This is a genomic window from Pseudomonas sp. 5C2 (assembly GCF_034314155.1).
Taxonomy (GTDB): domain Bacteria; phylum Pseudomonadota; class Gammaproteobacteria; order Pseudomonadales; family Pseudomonadaceae; genus Aquipseudomonas.
In genome coordinates, this window is sequence record NZ_JAVIWH010000003.1 from 1,216,909 (window position 1) to 1,233,110 (window position 16,202).

The window sequence follows — 16,202 nt, forward strand, 5'->3', positions numbered from 1 at the left end:
ATAGTAGTAGCATTTCGATGTCAATAAAACAGTCGGCGACCACTTTCATTGAAGCCGGGGCAACGAAGTTGCCCCGCAATCGATGCCTGCCAGAAACACGTTCGAGGGGTGGCCGCAGACGCTCGCAGACGCAAGGGGCTGCGCATCAGAACGCCGGCAACCCCCATGCTTCAAGCGGGAAATCCAACAGCGACTCAAGGCGCAGATCGGCGTGAACGTATTGCTCGATTGGCATATGGGCGTCCGGCACGGCCACGGCGGACATGCCCGCAGCCTTGGCGGCCGTCACGCCGAAGGGCGAGTCTTCGAACACCAGGCAGTCCTTTGGGGCAACGCCCAGGCGGCGGGCGGCGACCAGGAAGATATCCGGTGCGGGTTTGGCGGCGCCCACTTCCGAGTCGTCAGCCGTTACCACGGTGTCGAACAGCTCGAACCATGCCCGATGCAGGGTGGTTTTGGCCTTGAAGTAGTGGATCGACGAGCTGGTGCCCACGGCGATGGGGATATTGTGCGCGGCCAAATGCCGGACCAATGCCTCGGCGCCTGGCATTGCGGGTGAACGTGGGAAGCGCTCATCCAGCATGGGTTCGCGAGTGGTCAGAAACTCATCGATGGACAGCGGCAACTCCAGCGCGCCGATCACGTAACCGGCGAAATCCCGCGCCCCACGGCCGATGGTGTTCTGCTTGATCGTCCAGTCAAACGTCCGACCGTAACGACTGGCAATAATATGAGTGACTTCGGTGTAGATACCCTCGGTATCCAACAACAAGCCATCCATATCGAAAATAACGGCCTTGATCGGGCCAAAAACGGTGCGTTGCTCACTCATCTCGTTTGATCCCGTTTTCAAATTCGAACATCAGCCTACCGTCTGAGGGAAGACCGTGGCTAGCGGCGGATGATAATCTCGGTCGATTATGGACAGCGAAGTGGGGCGGAAGATGAGCAAATCAGCAAACGTTGCAGTAGGCGTCGTCATTGCGGTGGCGGCACTGGGCACCGCTGGGGCGTGGTACACCGGGACTCAACTGGATGGTGTTTTGCGCGATTCGATCGACAACGCCAACCGACAGTTCAAGTCGTCTTTTAGCGGAACCGACGACAGCATGAGCGTCGAGCTGGTGTCGCTCGAGCGCCATCTGTTCACCAGCACGGCGCACTATCGTGTGAATGTTCAAAGCAAAAGCCTGGGCAAAAACAACGAAAAGATCGAGCTGTTGTTCGTGGATAACATTGAGCACGGCCCGTTGCCTTTTTCGCGACTGAGGTCGTTGAAGCTGCTGCCGGTCATGGCTTCCAGCAATTATGAAATCGAGAAAAACGCTTTTTCCGAAAAGTGGTTTGCCATGACTAATGGTGCCGCGCCGCTCAAAGGCAGTGCGAGCATCGGCTACGACCGCGCTACCGAAGGCACCCTGCAATTGCTGCCATTGGATATCAATGACAAAGACGGCATGTTCAAGTTCTCCGGCCTCGACCTCGCTGTGGCGGCCAGTGCCGATGCAGAGAAGCTCAAGATCACCGGGAATATGGACAACCTGCAACTCAACGTAGCCTCGGAACAGGGCCCTGTGAGTGTTGAACTCCACGGCGTGACCTTCGACACCGGTGGCACCAAAGGCGCCTCGGGTTTCTATCTTGGGCATAGCAACCTCAAAGTGGCCAGCGCGTTGTTCCAGATCGGGGACAAGCCTCCGGTGCTGTTCAAAGACTTTGTGAACACCAGCTTGATGCAAGAGGCAGACAGTAACCTGTCGGCTCAAGTGACCTACGACATCGGCATGATCAACTACAACGGCAAGGACATTGGCGCCTCGCAGATGCTGTGGAAGTTCGGCAACTTCGACGTAGCGTCTACACAAGCACTGCTCCATTTCTTCCAGGAGAAAGTCCAGCCTCAACAACAGGCTGCCGCGCAGGCCGGTATACCGTTCAAGTTGAAGCTGAGCGATGCCGATCAGGCAAAAATGAATGCCGACCTGGCGAAGCTGCTGAACGCCAAGCCGCACATCGAACTGGAAAAAATATCGCTCAAGACCGCCAACGGCGAAAGCCACTTCAGCCTTGCGGTGGACCTGAAAAATCCCGGGCCGCTCGATCAACCGCCTGCAGAAGTGGGCAGAAAAATGATCGGCGAACTGAACGCCAAATTGCTGCTGTCTCAACCCATGATCAAGGATGTCGCCAGTCTGCAAGCGAGCCTCAACGGTCTGACCGACCCCAAAGCGATCGCTGAACAGGCGCAGGGCGCGAGCGACATGGTCAGCGGCATGGCGGTGATGACCCAGTTGGCCAAGGTCGAGGGCGAGAACGTTGTCTCGGACCTTCACTATGCCAACGACATCGTTGACTTCAACGGCCAGAAAATGACCGTGCAGCAGTTCTTCAGCATGGTGACGAGCAGACTTGGCGGGCTGAGCACAACGGATCAGTAAGTCACCGAGTCAGCAAAGAGGGGCGAGTTTATTTATCGAAAATAAACTCGCCCTTTTTCTGCATGTTTACTGTCAGCGATGCCGACGAGATCAGCGCTCCGATGTATGCCATTCCATAGGGTTAGACGAAGGGCTGACCATGAAACCCTCGAGGGAGTCGCTGCGGTCCGGGCATATCCGTGAGCCGCTGTTGCCAAGAGGCACGCCAGTCGCTCGATGCATGAGCAGTCCTCGCTTTCCTCGCAGCTCTGCGTGCTGCGTTTCGCACGGTTTTCCTCGCCTCTTTGAAGGCATCGGTGTTACGGCAGTTGCGACACTTCACACGTCCAAGCTCAGTGGTGGAGATGATGTTGTCGCCGTGGCGGCCGCAGGCGATGTGCCCGGCGAGCCTGTAGTGAGTAACCATCGGTAAATCTCCTTCGCAGTGATTGCGGTACAGGAGTAAAAACAAGACGGATTTATCTATTAAAAGTAGATCCGTCTTGCTCAATTTGCAACGTACCGTTGGTCCCAACAATCTGCGCCACCCGCTCCAATGCGATCTTCAATTGTGCTCGATTGCTGGCTGCACACAGGCTGATGCGTACGGCATGGGTATCGTGTTCCTTGACTGCGAAAACCTCAGCAGGCACCACGTCGACCTGTGCTGCACGGCAGGCCTCGGCCAGCTTCATGGAGGGCAGTGAGCTGGTGACCCAAATGTGAGGAGACGGGCTTTGTGCCTGATACAACGCCGCGCCGAGTGTCTTTTTTGCCAAGCGCCAGCGCTGGGTGGTTTCTTCGGTCTGCCACGCCAGACGACGTTGTGCGGTTCCATCGTTGATCCATTGGCAGGCGATACTCAGGCAGAGCGGTGAAACGCCCCAGTGCGTGGCCTGCGCGTGGGGGTCGATACGTTCAAGCACGGACGGTTCGGCCGTGATCCAGCCAACCCGTAAACCGGGCGCGACCGTTTTCGACAGACTTGTCACCAACAGGCCATGCTTGCCCAACAGTCGCGTCAGTGGAGGTGAGGAGGTCAGCGCGCCATAGACATCATCTTCGATAATCAGCAGGTCATGCTGTCTTGCGACTTCCGCGATCTCGAATTGCCGCTGGGGCGACATGATCGTTGACGTCGGGTTCTGTAGCGTGGGCGTCAGCACGACGATTTTTGCCCCGGTGGCCCGCGCCATCCGGTCGAGTTCGTCAGGGAGGATGCCGCATCGATCAAGCGCAACGCCATGCATGGGCAAGCGCAATTGGCGGCAGGCCGCTTTGATCCCTGGCGCAGTGAAGGCTTCCACGATGACCGGCTCGCCGGGCTGACACAGCGACAGCAACGCCGTGAACAACCCCTGCTGGGCGCCGTTGCACAGCATGATGTTTTCTGTGGGCACGTTCAGGCCCCGGGCGTGCAGCCAGGCGGCACCCTGAGCCCGGCCAACTGCCAGGTCGTCAGCCGTGAGGTAGCGTTGCAGGCGCTGTGCTTGTCCGTTATTGATCAGCGTAGAGAGCGCCAAGACTTCGTCCTGACTGTCCTCATCGGTCACCGGCACATTGGTGCAAAGATCAATCAGGGCAGGGCGTTCGCTTGGTTGCTTGAGCCGGAACAACGTCGCCTCTTTGCTCCCGGCCAATACGTAAGTGCCGCGCCCCACTTCACCCGAAACCAAATGCCGCCGCGCGGCCTCACGATAGGCCTGCATCGTCGTACTTGGGTTCAGGCCCAGGTTCCAGGCGAGACGTCGTTGCGGTGGCAGCCGCTCGCCGACTTTTAACTCGCCGCTTTCTATCGCGCGCGTGATCGCTTCAACCAAGGCCAGGTACTTCGGCTGCGCACTGTCGTTGAGCGTCGGCGTCCACATTTATTGTTGCTCATGCAATATAAGGTTTAACCCATACAATGCCCCGGCCCTAAGATCAGGTCAAACCCACCCACAACCCGGTGACCTGATGTTTGACCTCGCCTCGTTACGCCACGCCGCGCAAACCATTCGCCCACTGGTTCCGCCTACCCCCCAATACGCATGGCCGCGCTTGGCCGAGCGTCTGGGTTGTGAGGTCTGGGTCAAACACGAAAACCACGCACCGACCGGCGCCTTCAAAATTCGTGGTGGCCTGCTGTACGTACAGGGATTGCTCAAGCGCAAACCTGACGTTACCGGGCTGGTGACTGCCACCCGAGGCAATCATGGGCAGAGCCTTGCAACGGCCGCACGCAACGCAGGGCTGCCGATTATCATCGTTGTGCCCCTCGGCAATTCGCAGGAAAAAAATGCCGCGATGCGGGCCATGGGCGCGCAACTTATCGAGTACGGGCAAGACTTCGACGAGGCGCGGATAGAAGCCGCGCGCCAAGCCGAAATGCAGGGCTACGAGAGTGTCCCGGCGTTTCATCCTGACCTTATTTTAGGTGTCGCGACCTACGCGCTGGAATTGCTGGAGGCGGTGCAGGGTCTGCAGACGGTCTACGTCCCCATCGGTATGGGTTCCGGCATATGCGGCCTGATCCAGACTCGCAACTTACTGGGCCTGAAAACCGAAATCGTCGGTGTCGTATCCGAACACGCCGACGCCTTTGCGCAGAGCGTCGAACAAGGCCGAATCATCACCACCGAAACCGCCAACACCTTCGCCGACGGCATGGCCTGTCGCCTGCCATTGCCGCAAGCATTCGACATCATCCGCCGAGGCGCAGCGCGAATCGTCCGGGTTAATGACGACGAAATCGCCAGCGCGATCCGGATCTTCCACGAAGACACCCACAACACCGCCGAAGGCGCCGGAGCTGCGGGCCTGGCGGCGCTGATCAAAGAGCGTGAGCGCCAACAAGGTGCCAAAGTGGCGGTGATTTTGAGTGGGGCGAATATTGATCGGCAGGTTTATGCGCGGGTGCTTGGGGGGTGAGTTTTCAGTGTTGGATTACGTCTTCTTGCGCCTACCAATAACCCTCTGAAATAGAACATCATCTGTGGGAGCTGACTTGTCTGCGAATAAGCCCGGTACGGGCTTCAGACATGCCCTAATGCACCCACATCACTGCATAGCCCAAGGTCATCAGACCCCAGGCTACCAGCGGATGAAACACCACTTGCCACACGCGTGCATGCGGGTCGAAGCCCACGCCGTGCACGTACCCCGCAGCCACGCCCCACATGACCAGCATCAGCAGGTTGTGGTTGTAGTGCCCTTGGGCGTTGAGGATGGTGATGGGGTGGATCAGTAGAATCAGGCTCAACGGAACGGCCAGCAGCAGGGACAAGACCCTGCTGCTGGCGCGTCGCAACCGCGGTGTTGCTTCAGAGGTCACCCGCTGGCTCCTTGTCCAGCGTGTCGGTGGCCTCGAGCCACATGACGTTGATGATGCCGAAGCTACAGGCCAATAAGACACCGAGGATCCAGGCGAAATACCACATAGTGTGTGCTCCTCAGTAAAGGCTGTGAGTGTTGGCGTCGATGTGTTTGGTGGTCACTTTGCCCCACATTTTGGCGTAGCACCAAAGGGTATAGCAGAGGATCAGTGGCACGAAAATCGCTGCCGCAACCAGCATGATATTGAGTGTCATGCGGCTGGAAACAGCATCCCACACGGTCAGGCTGGAGGCAGGGTCGATACTCGACGGCATGACAAACGGGAACAGGGCGAAACCGGCTGTGCAGAGGGTGCCAACGATGGCCAGGCTGCTGCCCAGGAACGCGCAGCGACTGTGACCTCCGCTGGCCGAGAGCAGGGCCAGCAGCGCGCCGACTATCCCCAAGACCGGCGCAATGATGGTTAGTGGGTATTTCCCGTAGTTCACCATCCAGCCCGGATTACTCGCGGCCACGGTTTTGCTCAGCGGATTCAAGGCTATGCCGGGATCGAAGGCTGAGGTGATGGTTTGACCTTCAATGCCGCCCAGCAAGAGCCAGACTCCGGCACCGATGAAGGTGAGCAGATAAACCGCCGCGAACAGTTGAGCAGCGCTGCGAGAACGCCGGGCGATGTCACCCTCTGTACGCATCATCAACCATGTGCCGCCGTGCAGGCAGAGCATGCTCAAGCTGACGACGCCAGCGAGCAGCCCGAATGGGCTGAGCAGTTGCCAGAAGCTGCCGTGGTAGCTGGAGCGCAGGGTATCGTCAAACTGGAAGGGCACGCCCAGGAGCAGGTTGCCGAACGCCACACCGAATACCAGCGAAGGCACCACGCCGCCAACGAACAGGCCCCAGTCCCAGCTTTGCCGCCAGCGGGTGTTGCTCAGTTTGCTCCGATAATCGAAGCCTACGGGGCGAACGAATAAGGCGAACAGTACCAGCAGCAGGGCCCAGTAGAAGCCCGAAAACGCGGCGGCATACACCAATGGCCAGGCGGCGAACAACGCCCCGCCGGCGGTAATCAGCCAAACCTGGTTGCCATCCCAATGCGGCGCGATGGTGTTGATCACCACGCGTCGTTCGTTATCGTTGCGGCCGACGAAGGGCATCAGCGCGGCGGCTCCGAGGTCGAAACCATCAGTCAAGGCGAAGCCGATCAGCAAGACGCCAACCAGTACCCACCAAATCAGTTTGAGGCTTTCATAGTCGAACATCATTTGCTCCTCAGACCAAGGTCGGCTGTGTGGCGTTGGCGGGTGTTGCCTCGCGTTCCAGGTGATAACGACCGGTGTGCAGACTGCTCGGCCCGAGTCGGGCGAACTTGATCATCAGGTACATCTCGATCACCAACAGCACGCTATAGAACGCGATCAGCGCCAGCAGAGAACCCCAGACATCACCGGTCGACACGCTTGAAGCAGACAGATGGGTCGGGAGTATTTCACCGACGGACCAAGGCTGACGACCGTGCTCCGCGACAAACCAGCCGGTCTGCGTGGCAACCCACGGCAGTGGCAGGCTGAACAGGGCCCACCTGAGCAGCCAGGGTTTGCTCATTTCGTTCTTGCGGGTAGACGCCCAGAACGCACAGACGAACAGGGCCAGCATCAGGAAACCGCTGAGCACCATCAGGCGAAAGGTCCAGAAAATCGAAGCCACGCCCGGGATAGAGTCCAGCGCGGCCTGCTTGACTTGTTGGTCGCTGGCATCGACCACCTTGTTCGTGTATTTCTTGAGCAGCAGACCGTAGCCCAGGTCCTTTTTCACCGCATTGAAGGCAGAGACCGTCTGTTCGCTTTTATCCCCGGCGCGCAGTTGCTGAAGCAGATCATAAGCAACCATGCCATTGCGAATCCGTACCTGATGCTGGGCAACCAGGTCCTTGATGCCTGTCACCTTCGTGTCCAGCGAGCGCGTGGCAATAATCCCCATGACATAAGGGATTTTTACCGCGTAGTCGGTACGTTGCTCGGCCTGATTCGGCAGCCCGAACAGGGTAAAGGCTGCAGGTGCGGACTCGGTATCCCACTCGGCCTCGATTGCCGCGAGCTTGGTTTTTTGAACATCGCCGATTTCATACCCGGACTCGTCGCCCAGAATGATCACCGAAAAAATCGACGCCATGCCGAAAGCCGATGCAATGGCAAAGGAGCGCCGCGCGAACCCTATATCGCGGCCCTTGAGCAGGTACCAGCTTGAAATAGCCAAGACAAAAATCGCGCCGGTCACGTAACCGGACGCAACGGTGTGGACGAACTTGACCTGTGCCACGGGGTTGAACAGCAAGGCGCTGAAACTGGTCAGTTCCATCCGCATAGTGGTGAAGTTGAACTCTGCGCCGACCGGGTTTTGCATCCAGCCGTTGGCGATCAAGATCCACAATGCCGACATGTTCGAACCGATGGCCACCAGCCAGGTAACCCCCAGATGCTGGACTTTGGTCAGACGATCCCAGCCAAAAAAGAACAGGCCGATGAAGGTCGATTCCAGAAAGAACGCCATCAAGCCTTCAATCGCCAACGGGGCGCCGAAAATGTCGCCGACGTAATGGCTGTAGTACGCCCAGTTAGTCCCGAACTGGAACTCCATGGTCAGGCCGGTGGTGACACCCAAGGCGAAGTTGATGCCGAACAGCTTGCCCCAGAACCGGGTCATGTCCTTGTAGACCTGCTTGCCGGTCATCACATAAACCGACTCCATGATGGCCAGGAGGAAGGTCAAGCCCAGGGTCAGAGGGACGAACAGAAAGTGATACAGCGCCGTCATAGCGAATTGCAGTCGAGATAAGTCGACGACTGATTCCGAGATCATTGGGGGTTCTTCTCAGGAAGTGCGGGAGGGGGGCCAAGCATGTGTTGGCCTACTTTGACGCCGTCATCCATGACCTCAACCGGAGCGCTGAACCAGATGCTTCGGATCCCCAACAACAAGACGAGCTTGATAAGCAATATCAGGCCAATTTCCTTCATTAATGGTTTTTTTAGAAAATCGAAGGGGCCTGGCATGACGGGTACTCGCAGGGATGGCGGAATTGTCCTGACGGCGACGGTGGCTAATATTGATCTGGATCAATATTTTCAACTGCAACGGGAGTGACGGAACGTCACACCCAGGCCGCGAGACGCATGAGCTGTCCGCACCGGGCAATGCTCGTCGGCCTGATCGTAGGGAACCGAGAACGGGTGTGATACACGACAGTATTGGGTACCGAACTAACGCTGATAAGCCACGTTGGCAGCTATGATGTTGTAGTCGGTATCCAGAATGATGGTCGACTGTTTTTCGTGTTCGAGATACGACACCCACTCGTGCTGTCCTTGGGTTGGCGTATGAAAACTCAATAAAAACAGTTGGTTGTAAGTTTGTTCAGATAATAGAAGATTGGCATGCTGATTAAGATGAATACAGGTCGCCAGTCGCGTGTCACCCAACTATCAGGAGAGCAGCTGTGATCATCGGTGACCAACTGCAGGTAGAAGCGTTCTTCGACAGCCATACGTGGACGGTCAGTTATCTGGTGCTGGACCGTGCGACGAAGCAATGTGCGCTGATCGACAGCGTGCTGGATTACGACCCCAAGTCAGGACGTACCCATACCGATTCGGCCGACCAATTGATCGCGCGGGTTCGTGAGTTGGGCGCATCGGTAGAGTGGATACTGGAAACCCATGTGCACGCCGATCATATTTCCGCTGCGGCCTACCTGAAGAAAACGCTCGGCGGAAAAATCGCCATTGGTAGCCTGATAACCGTTGTGCAGGACGTGTTCGGCAAGCTCTTCAATGCCGGCAGCGATTTTGCCCGTGATGGAAGTCAGTTCGATGTACTGCTCGATGATTGCGCGCACTTCAGCATTGGCTCGCTGCGGGCCAGGGCGATGCACACGCCGGGGCATACACCTGCGTGCATGACCTATGTTGTCGAAGTCGAGGGCGAAACCATCGCTTTCGTAGGTGACACCCTGTTCATGCCGGACTACGGCACTGCGCGGTGTGATTTTCCTGGTGCCGATGCGCGAACGATGTATCGCTCGATAAAAAAGATCCTGAGTCTGCCTCCACAGACCCATCTGTTCATGTGCCACGACTACTTGCCCAATGGCCGCGAACTCAAGTACCTGACAACCGTCGCGGAACAACGCGCCAGCAATATCCACATACACGACGGCATCGATGAAGACGCCTTCGTCAAGATGCGCGAAGCACGCGACGCTACCCTGGAAATGCCCGTCCTCATCTTGCCATCGGTGCAGATCAATATGCGCGGCGGTCTTCTGCCGGAGCCCGAAGACAACGGCGTCCGCTATCTGAAAATTCCGCTTAACGCGATTTGAATATGGGCTCAGGCGGAAAAATGAACGAACACAACCTGCTGCACCGGAGGGACGCAACGATGATCGACTGGTTAAATTTCACACCCTGGACTTCGTTGGCCGGAGGCGCGCTGATCGGGCTGGCCGCCAGCCTGTTTGTTCTGGCCAATGGACGGGTGTCCGGGATCAGCGGTCTGCTCGGCAGCCTTCTACAGCCCGACAGCGAAGGCCGTAGCGAAAAGGCACTTTTCCTGCTCGGCCTATTGATTGCGCCACTGGTGTGGGGACTGTTTGCTGCCTTGCCGCTAATAGCGTTCAAAAGCGGTTGGTTTGGCCTGGCAGTGGCCGGTTTGCTGGTGGGCGTCGGCACCCGCTACGGTTCGGGCTGCACCAGTGGGCACGGGGTGTGTGGAATTTCCCGGCGTTCCCCGCGCTCTATCGCGGCCACCATCACCTTCATGTTCGCGGGATTCATCACCGTCTTTGTCCTGCGTCATCTTCTCGGGAGCTAATCATGCGCAAACTGACAGCCTTCATTGCTGGCCTGCTATTTGGTATCGGCCTCTTGCTCGCCGGTATGGCCAACCCGGGCAAAGTGCTGGGATTTCTCGATCTGGCAGGCGCTTGGGATCCGTCGCTGGCGCTTGTGATGGTCGGCGCCATCGCCGTGGCGAGCGTGCCGTTCAACTGGGCCGGCAAACAATCGAAATCGTTGCTGGGTGCGCCGATGCAACTGCCCGTCAAACGCGAGCTGGATGCGCGCTTGATCGGTGGCAGCCTGCTGTTCGGTATCGGTTGGGGCATCGCCGGGATATGCCCGGGACCGGCAGTGGTCCTTCTGCTGACGGCCCACTGGCAAGCTTTTGTTTTCGTGTTGGCCATGCTGGTCGGCATGCTGTTATTCACCGCGCTGGAAGCCCGGCGCGCACATTGATCGGGAGATCACCATGAACGCAAACGTTGGAACCATCGACCGCGTCCTGCGCATCGCACTGGGCGTTATTCTCATCGGGCTGACCGTATTCGGGGTCATTGGCGTGTGGGGCTGGATTGGCGTAGTACCACTGGCGACCGGCATCTTCCGCTTTTGCCCAGCCTATTCACTGCTGGGCATCAAAACCTGCAAACGTGATTGATGCGTCGTCCGATGTGAAAGGAATCCCTTCAGGCCTTGAATCGCTCAAGTCGCTTTGATGGGATTTTTTTTTGAGCTCCGGGACTGACGCCAGGCGCCAGTCCTCAGCTTCAAAAAGTTACCGGGGAACCGCAGCCTCCAGAGCTTGGGCGAGGTCGCTGAGGATGTCATCGCAATGTTCGATGCCGATGGAGAGTCGGACCATATCCCTTGGCACGCCGGCCTTTTCCAGCTCTTCGTCGTTCAACTGGCGATGAGTGGTGGACGCAGGATGGCAGGCCAGTGATTTGGCATCGCCGATGTTGACCAGGCGCACCACCAGTTTCAAGGCATCGATAAAGCGTGCCCCGGCCTCCTGTCCGCCCTTGATACCGAACGACAGGATCGATGCGGGTTTACCAGCGGTATAACGCAAAGCAAGTGCATGCTCTGGATGGTCGGGTAACCCGGCGTATTTCACCCACGCGACGTTTTCATGAGCCTTGAGATAGTGCGCGACTTTGAGCGCATTTTCTGTGTGGCGCTCCATGCGCAGCCCAAGCGTTTCCAGGCCTTGCAGGATCAGGAAGGCGTTGAATGGCGACAGCGCCGCCCCCGTATTGCGCAGTGGCACTACCCGGCAGCGGCCGATGAAGGCGGCTGGGCCGAAGGCTTCGGTGTAGGTCACGCCATGGTAGGACGGGTCGGGCGTGTTAAGCAGGGGGAAACGTTCTTTGTTGTCAGCCCATGGGAATTTGCCGGAGTCGACGACGATGCCGCCGATGCTGGTCCCGTGTCCGCCGATGTACTTGGTCAGCGAGTGCACAATGATGTCGGCACCGTGCTCGAAGGGGCGGCAAAGAATTGGCGTGGCAACGGTGTTATCGACGATCAGCGGCACACCATGCCGGTGGGCAGCGTCGGCTAGTGCCTGAAGGTCAATAATATTGCCGGCCGGGTTGCCAATGGATTCGCAGAAAACCGCCTTGGTCTTGTCGTCGATCAGCGCCTCAAGCGCCGCGATGTCGTCATGGGCAGCGAAACGCGTCTGGATACCAAAGCGCGGCAGGGTATGCGCCAGCAGGTTGTAAGTCCCGCCATAAAGCTTGGCCACCGAGACGATATTGTCACCCACTTCGGCCACGGTCTGGATCGCATAGGTAATCGCGGCCATGCCTGACGCAACCGCCAACGCACCGACACCGCCTTCCATGGCTGCAACGCGCTTTTCAAGCACGTCATTGGTAGGGTTCATGATGCGCGAGTAAATATTGCCTGCGACTTTCAGGTCGAACAGGTCGGCACCATGCTGGGTATCGTCGAACGCGTAGGACGCGGTTTGGTAGATCGGCACCGCTACTGCTTTAGTTGTCGGGTCGGGGCTATAGCCTGCGTGGATAGCCATGGTTTCCAGTTTCATGCTCGCGCGTTCCTTCAGGAGTTGTAGGTGTCCCCGAAGAATGTGTTGAGCAAAGGCGGTAGTCAAGTTAGGGAATGGCGCTTGATTTCAGTGCGCATCACTGCGTGTATGTCTCCAGTTCAAGGAATGCAAAGCATACGAGGGGGCATACACGGCGTGAAGTTATAGGGGTAGGGAGGGATAGCCAGAAACAAGAAAGCCCGCACAGGGCGGGCTTCTTGGGGTGTTTCGTAGACTGTCTGAGACAGCCAGAAACAGCTATTTGGTGCACCAGGCGGGATTCGAACCCACGACCACTGCCTTCGGAGGGCAGTACTCTATCCAGCTGAGCTACTGGTGCAATGCGGGCGCCATGATACTCATCTGGCTGGCGGGCGTCCATGCTGGTGAGTGCTGTTGTTGATTTCGCACGTAACAGGGTGTGAACGTGACGTTGATCTGAAACTAATCGGCTAAACTCCGTTTTCGTTCTTTTTTTCGAACAGACTATTGTCCTTTACCCCCGCAGACCCTAGGATTCGTTTGAGATTTCAAACGCTTTTGGCTGGGTGCTGAACCGCACGTTCTACGATCAGTGCGCTATTTGTGCTTGAGTACGGTGAATGATTTCCTGACGGCAGCCTTTTATAGGCGCCTTTGAACAAACAAAAAAATTCGCTCCGCGCGTGCGCGGTGCTGTTTAGGAGACCGACATGCAGCTTAAAGACACCCAATTGTTCCGTCAGCAAGCCTTTATCGATGGCGTTTGGCTGGATGCGGACAATGGTCAGACGATCAAGGTGAACAACCCGGCTACCAATGAGATCCTCGGGACTGTTCCGAAGATGGGTGCTGTTGAAACCCGTCGCGCGATCGAAGCTGCTAACAAGGCGCTGCCGGCCTGGCGTGCGTTGACCGCCAAGGACCGTGGGAACAAGCTGCGTCGTTGGTTTGAACTGATTATTGAAAACCAGGACGACCTCGCTCGCCTGATGACCCTGGAACAGGGCAAGCCGCTGGCTGAAGCCAAGGGCGAAATCGTTTACGCCGCTTCGTTTCTCGAGTGGTTCGCTGAAGAAGCCAAGCGCATCTACGGTGATGTGATTCCTGGTCACCAGCCAGACAAGCGTTTGATTGTGATCAAGCAGCCAATCGGCGTGACGGCGGCGATTACGCCGTGGAACTTCCCTGCAGCGATGATTACCCGTAAAGCGGGCCCGGCGTTGGCTGCTGGCTGCACCATGGTTCTGAAACCGGCTTCGCAGACTCCGTTCTCGGCTCTGGCGTTGGCTGAGCTGGCGCACCGCGCGGGTATCCCGAATGGTGTGTTCAGTGTTGTCACCGGCAGTGCTGGCGACATCGGCGGCGAACTGACCAGTAACCCTATCGTGCGTAAATTGTCCTTCACAGGCTCGACTGAAGTCGGTCGCCAACTGATGGCTGAATGCGCCAAGGACATCAAGAAAGTGTCCCTGGAATTGGGCGGCAACGCGCCCTTCATCGTGTTCGACGACGCCGATCTGGATAAGGCGGTCGAAGGTGCGATCATCTCCAAGTACCGTAACAACGGTCAGACTTGCGTTTGCGCCAACCGCTTGTACGTGCAGGACGCAGTCTATGACGCGTTCGCCGAGAAGCTGAAAGTCGCGGTGTCCAAGCTCAAGATCGGTAATGGCCTGGAAGTCGGCACCACTACCGGCCCGTTGATCGACGGAAAAGCCGTGGCCAAGGTCAAGGAACATATCGCTGACGCCATCAGCAAAGGCGCGACCGTACTGGCTGGCGGCAACAGCATGGAAGGTAACTTCTTCGAGCCGACCATTCTGGTCAACGTGTCTAAAGATGCGGCTGTCTCCAAGGAAGAAACCTTCGGTCCGCTGGCTCCGCTGTTCCGCTTCAAAGATGAAGACGAAGTGATCGCGATGGCTAATGACACCGAATTCGGTCTGGCGTCGTACTTCTACGCCCGCGACCTTAGCCGCGTATTCCGTGTTTCCGAGGCACTGGAATACGGCATGGTTGGCGTTAACACAGGCCTGATCTCCAACGAAGTCGCGCCGTTTGGCGGGATCAAGGCGTCGGGTCTGGGCCGTGAAGGCTCGAAGTACGGCATCGAAGATTATCTGGAAATCAAGTACCTGTGCCTGGGCATCTAATTCTGTCAGCACAGTAGCGACACGTAATTCCACCTGTAGTTGGAACGTTGCAGCAGTCGATCATCGTATGCTGCTGCAACTGCCACCCGACTGCTTAATCCTTGAACTACGCCGCCCGATGAGCGGTGAATGAGGACATTATGAGCCAGACCAACGAATCCTTGATGAAACGCCGCAATGCCGCTGTTCCGCGCGGCGTGGGCCAGATCCACCCGATCTTCGCGGCTTCCGCGAAAAACGCTACTGTTACCGACGTTGAAGGTCGTGAGTTCATCGACTTCGCGGGCGGTATCGCGGTACTCAACACCGGTCACCTGCACCCGAAAGTTATCGCGGCCGTGCAAGAACAACTGACCAAGCTGACCCACACCTGTTTCCAGGTGTTGGCCTACGAACCGTACGTTGAGCTGTGCGAAAAGATCAACGCCAAGGTGCCAGGTGATTTCGAGAAGAAAACCCTGCTGGTCACCACCGGTTCCGAAGCGGTAGAAAACGCTGTGAAAATTGCCCGCGCCGCCACTGGCCGTGCCGGTATCATCGCGTTCACTGGCGCTTACCACGGCCGGACCATGATGACCCTGGGTCTGACCGGTAAAGTCGTGCCTTACTCGGCCGGCATGGGCCTGATGCCGGGCGGCATCTTCCGCGCGCTGTACCCATGTGCACTGCACGACGTGACGGTTGACGACTCCATTGCCAGCATCGAGCGCATCTTCAAAAATGACGCCGAGCCACGTGATATCGCCGCAATCATCATCGAACCTGTTCAGGGCGAAGGTGGTTTCTACGTTGCGCCGAAAGAGTTCATGATTCGCCTGCGTGCCCTGTGCGACAAGCACGGCATTCTGCTGATCGCGGACGAAGTTCAAACTGGCGCTGGTCGTACCGGTACGTTTTTCGCGATGGAACAGATGGGCGTATCTGCCGACCTGACCACCTTCGCCAAGTCGATTGCTGGCGGTTTCCCGTTGGCTGGCGTTTGCGGCAAAGCTGAGTACATGGATGCCATCGCTCCAGGCGGCCTGGGTGGCACTTATGCAGGTAGTCCGATTGCATGCGCTGCTGCACTGGCCGTATTGGACGTGTTTGAAGAAGAGCACCTGCTGGAGCGTTGCAAAGCGGTTGGCGAGCGCCTGGTGACGGGCCTGCGCGCGATTCAAGCCAAGTACCCAGTAATCGGTGACGTTCGTGCCTTGGGCGCGATGATCGCTGTCGAGCTGTTTGAAGGCGGTGATCCGCACAAGCCTAACGCGGCTGCTGTGGCTCAGGTTGTAGCCAAAGCGCGCGACAAGGGTCTGATCCTGCTGTCGTGCGGTACTTACGGCAACGTGTTGCGCGTTCTGGTGCCTCTGACTGCTCCTGACGAGTTGCTGGACAAAGGCCTGGCGATCATGGAAGAGTGCTTCGCTGAACTCGCATAAGTGTGAGTAAGTAAGCAAAAAAA

General features: G+C 57.6%; 17 protein-coding genes, 1 tRNA gene and 1 pseudogene. 8 read left to right on the plus strand and 11 right to left on the minus strand.

The window, feature by feature from the left end:
- Positions 1 to 145: 145 nt before the first annotated feature.
- Positions 146 to 832, minus strand: coding sequence for an HAD-IA family hydrolase (locus tag RGU44_RS20375; protein ID WP_322177240.1), 687 nt, complete (start codon positions 830 to 832; stop codon positions 146 to 148).
- A 112-nt stretch (positions 833 to 944) separates the two neighbouring features.
- Between RGU44_RS20375 and RGU44_RS20380 the strand changes: the two genes are divergently transcribed.
- Positions 945 to 2,438, plus strand: coding sequence for a YdgA family protein (locus tag RGU44_RS20380; RefSeq protein WP_322218823.1), 1,494 nt, complete (start codon positions 945 to 947; stop codon positions 2,436 to 2,438).
- A 121-nt stretch (positions 2,439 to 2,559) separates the two neighbouring features.
- Here RGU44_RS20380 and RGU44_RS20385 read toward each other — a convergent pair whose 3' ends face one another.
- Both RGU44_RS20385 and RGU44_RS20390 read right to left on the minus strand, forming a co-directional pair.
- Positions 2,560 to 2,844 (minus strand): hypothetical protein, encoded by a 285-nt coding sequence (locus tag RGU44_RS20385; protein ID WP_257604449.1) that lies wholly within the window; start codon positions 2,842 to 2,844, stop codon positions 2,560 to 2,562.
- Positions 2,845 to 2,896: 52 nt separating this feature from the next.
- Positions 2,897 to 4,285 (minus strand): PLP-dependent aminotransferase family protein, encoded by a 1,389-nt coding sequence (locus RGU44_RS20390; protein ID WP_322218826.1) that lies wholly within the window; start codon positions 4,283 to 4,285, stop codon positions 2,897 to 2,899.
- A gap of 88 nt (positions 4,286 to 4,373) precedes the next feature.
- Here RGU44_RS20390 and RGU44_RS20395 point away from each other — a divergent pair, with 88 nt between their 5' ends.
- Positions 4,374 to 5,327, plus strand: a complete 954-nt coding sequence (locus tag RGU44_RS20395) for a threonine dehydratase (protein WP_322177243.1) — start codon at positions 4,374 to 4,376, stop codon at positions 5,325 to 5,327.
- A gap of 115 nt (positions 5,328 to 5,442) precedes the next feature.
- Here RGU44_RS20395 and RGU44_RS20400 read toward each other — a convergent pair whose 3' ends face one another.
- From RGU44_RS20400 to RGU44_RS20420, 6 genes and pseudogenes are all read right to left on the minus strand, one after another.
- Positions 5,443 to 5,730, minus strand: a complete 288-nt coding sequence (locus RGU44_RS20400) for a cyd operon YbgE family protein (protein ID WP_322177244.1) — start codon at positions 5,728 to 5,730, stop codon at positions 5,443 to 5,445.
- Complete coding sequence (cydX, locus tag RGU44_RS20405) at positions 5,720 to 5,836, minus strand: cytochrome bd-I oxidase subunit CydX (protein WP_219063702.1); 117 nt, start codon at positions 5,834 to 5,836, stop codon at positions 5,720 to 5,722. The genes RGU44_RS20400 and cydX overlap by 11 nt, the downstream gene beginning before the upstream one ends.
- A 12-nt stretch (positions 5,837 to 5,848) precedes the next feature.
- Positions 5,849 to 6,991: a cytochrome d ubiquinol oxidase subunit II gene (gene cydB / locus RGU44_RS20410; protein WP_322218829.1), complete on the minus strand. Its 1,143-nt coding sequence runs from the start codon at positions 6,989 to 6,991 to the stop codon at positions 5,849 to 5,851.
- A 10-nt stretch (positions 6,992 to 7,001) separates the two neighbouring features.
- Positions 7,002 to 8,588: a cytochrome ubiquinol oxidase subunit I gene (locus RGU44_RS20415; protein WP_322218832.1), complete on the minus strand. Its 1,587-nt coding sequence runs from the start codon at positions 8,586 to 8,588 to the stop codon at positions 7,002 to 7,004.
- Entirely contained in the window at positions 8,585 to 8,782 is a 198-nt protein-coding gene (gene cydP / locus RGU44_RS25185) for a cytochrome oxidase putative small subunit CydP (protein WP_330201613.1), read from the minus strand. The genes RGU44_RS20415 and cydP overlap by 4 nt, the downstream gene beginning before the upstream one ends.
- A gap of 111 nt (positions 8,783 to 8,893) precedes the next feature.
- Positions 8,894 to 9,127: pseudogene (locus tag RGU44_RS20420) on the minus strand (AAA family ATPase); the annotation flags it as partial.
- A gap of 98 nt (positions 9,128 to 9,225) precedes the next feature.
- Here RGU44_RS20420 and RGU44_RS20425 point away from each other — a divergent pair.
- Genes RGU44_RS20425 through RGU44_RS20440 form a run of 4 tightly spaced genes read left to right on the plus strand, consistent with a single transcriptional unit; the run spans position 9,226 to position 11,225 of the window.
- Complete coding sequence (locus RGU44_RS20425; protein ID WP_322218834.1) at positions 9,226 to 10,110, plus strand: MBL fold metallo-hydrolase; 885 nt, start codon at positions 9,226 to 9,228, stop codon at positions 10,108 to 10,110.
- A gap of 20 nt (positions 10,111 to 10,130) precedes the next feature.
- Positions 10,131 to 10,601 (plus strand): YeeE/YedE family protein, encoded by a 471-nt coding sequence (locus RGU44_RS20430; RefSeq protein WP_322177249.1) that lies wholly within the window; start codon positions 10,131 to 10,133, stop codon positions 10,599 to 10,601.
- A gap of 2 nt (positions 10,602 to 10,603) precedes the next feature.
- Positions 10,604 to 11,023, plus strand: coding sequence for a DUF6691 family protein (locus RGU44_RS20435; RefSeq protein WP_322218836.1), 420 nt, complete (start codon positions 10,604 to 10,606; stop codon positions 11,021 to 11,023).
- A gap of 13 nt (positions 11,024 to 11,036) precedes the next feature.
- Positions 11,037 to 11,225 carry a DUF2892 domain-containing protein gene (locus RGU44_RS20440; protein WP_322177251.1) on the plus strand — a complete coding sequence of 63 codons (189 nt, stop codon included), beginning with the start codon at positions 11,037 to 11,039 and terminating at the stop codon, positions 11,223 to 11,225.
- A gap of 117 nt (positions 11,226 to 11,342) precedes the next feature.
- Here RGU44_RS20440 and RGU44_RS20445 read toward each other — a convergent pair whose 3' ends face one another.
- Positions 11,343 to 12,623: a bifunctional O-acetylhomoserine aminocarboxypropyltransferase/cysteine synthase gene (locus tag RGU44_RS20445; RefSeq protein WP_322177252.1), complete on the minus strand. Its 1,281-nt coding sequence runs from the start codon at positions 12,621 to 12,623 to the stop codon at positions 11,343 to 11,345.
- Positions 12,624 to 12,886: 263 nt separating this feature from the next.
- Positions 12,887 to 12,963 (minus strand) — tRNA-Arg (locus RGU44_RS20450).
- A 352-nt stretch (positions 12,964 to 13,315) separates the two neighbouring features.
- On the opposite strand from RGU44_RS20450, the gene gabD reads away from it, so the two are divergent.
- Complete coding sequence (gene gabD / locus RGU44_RS20455) at positions 13,316 to 14,758, plus strand: NADP-dependent succinate-semialdehyde dehydrogenase (RefSeq protein ID WP_322177253.1); 1,443 nt, start codon at positions 13,316 to 13,318, stop codon at positions 14,756 to 14,758.
- Positions 14,759 to 14,898: 140 nt separating this feature from the next.
- Positions 14,899 to 16,179, plus strand: a complete 1,281-nt coding sequence (gene gabT, locus RGU44_RS20460; protein ID WP_322177254.1) for a 4-aminobutyrate--2-oxoglutarate transaminase — start codon at positions 14,899 to 14,901, stop codon at positions 16,177 to 16,179.
- Positions 16,180 to 16,202: the final 23 nt, after the last annotated feature.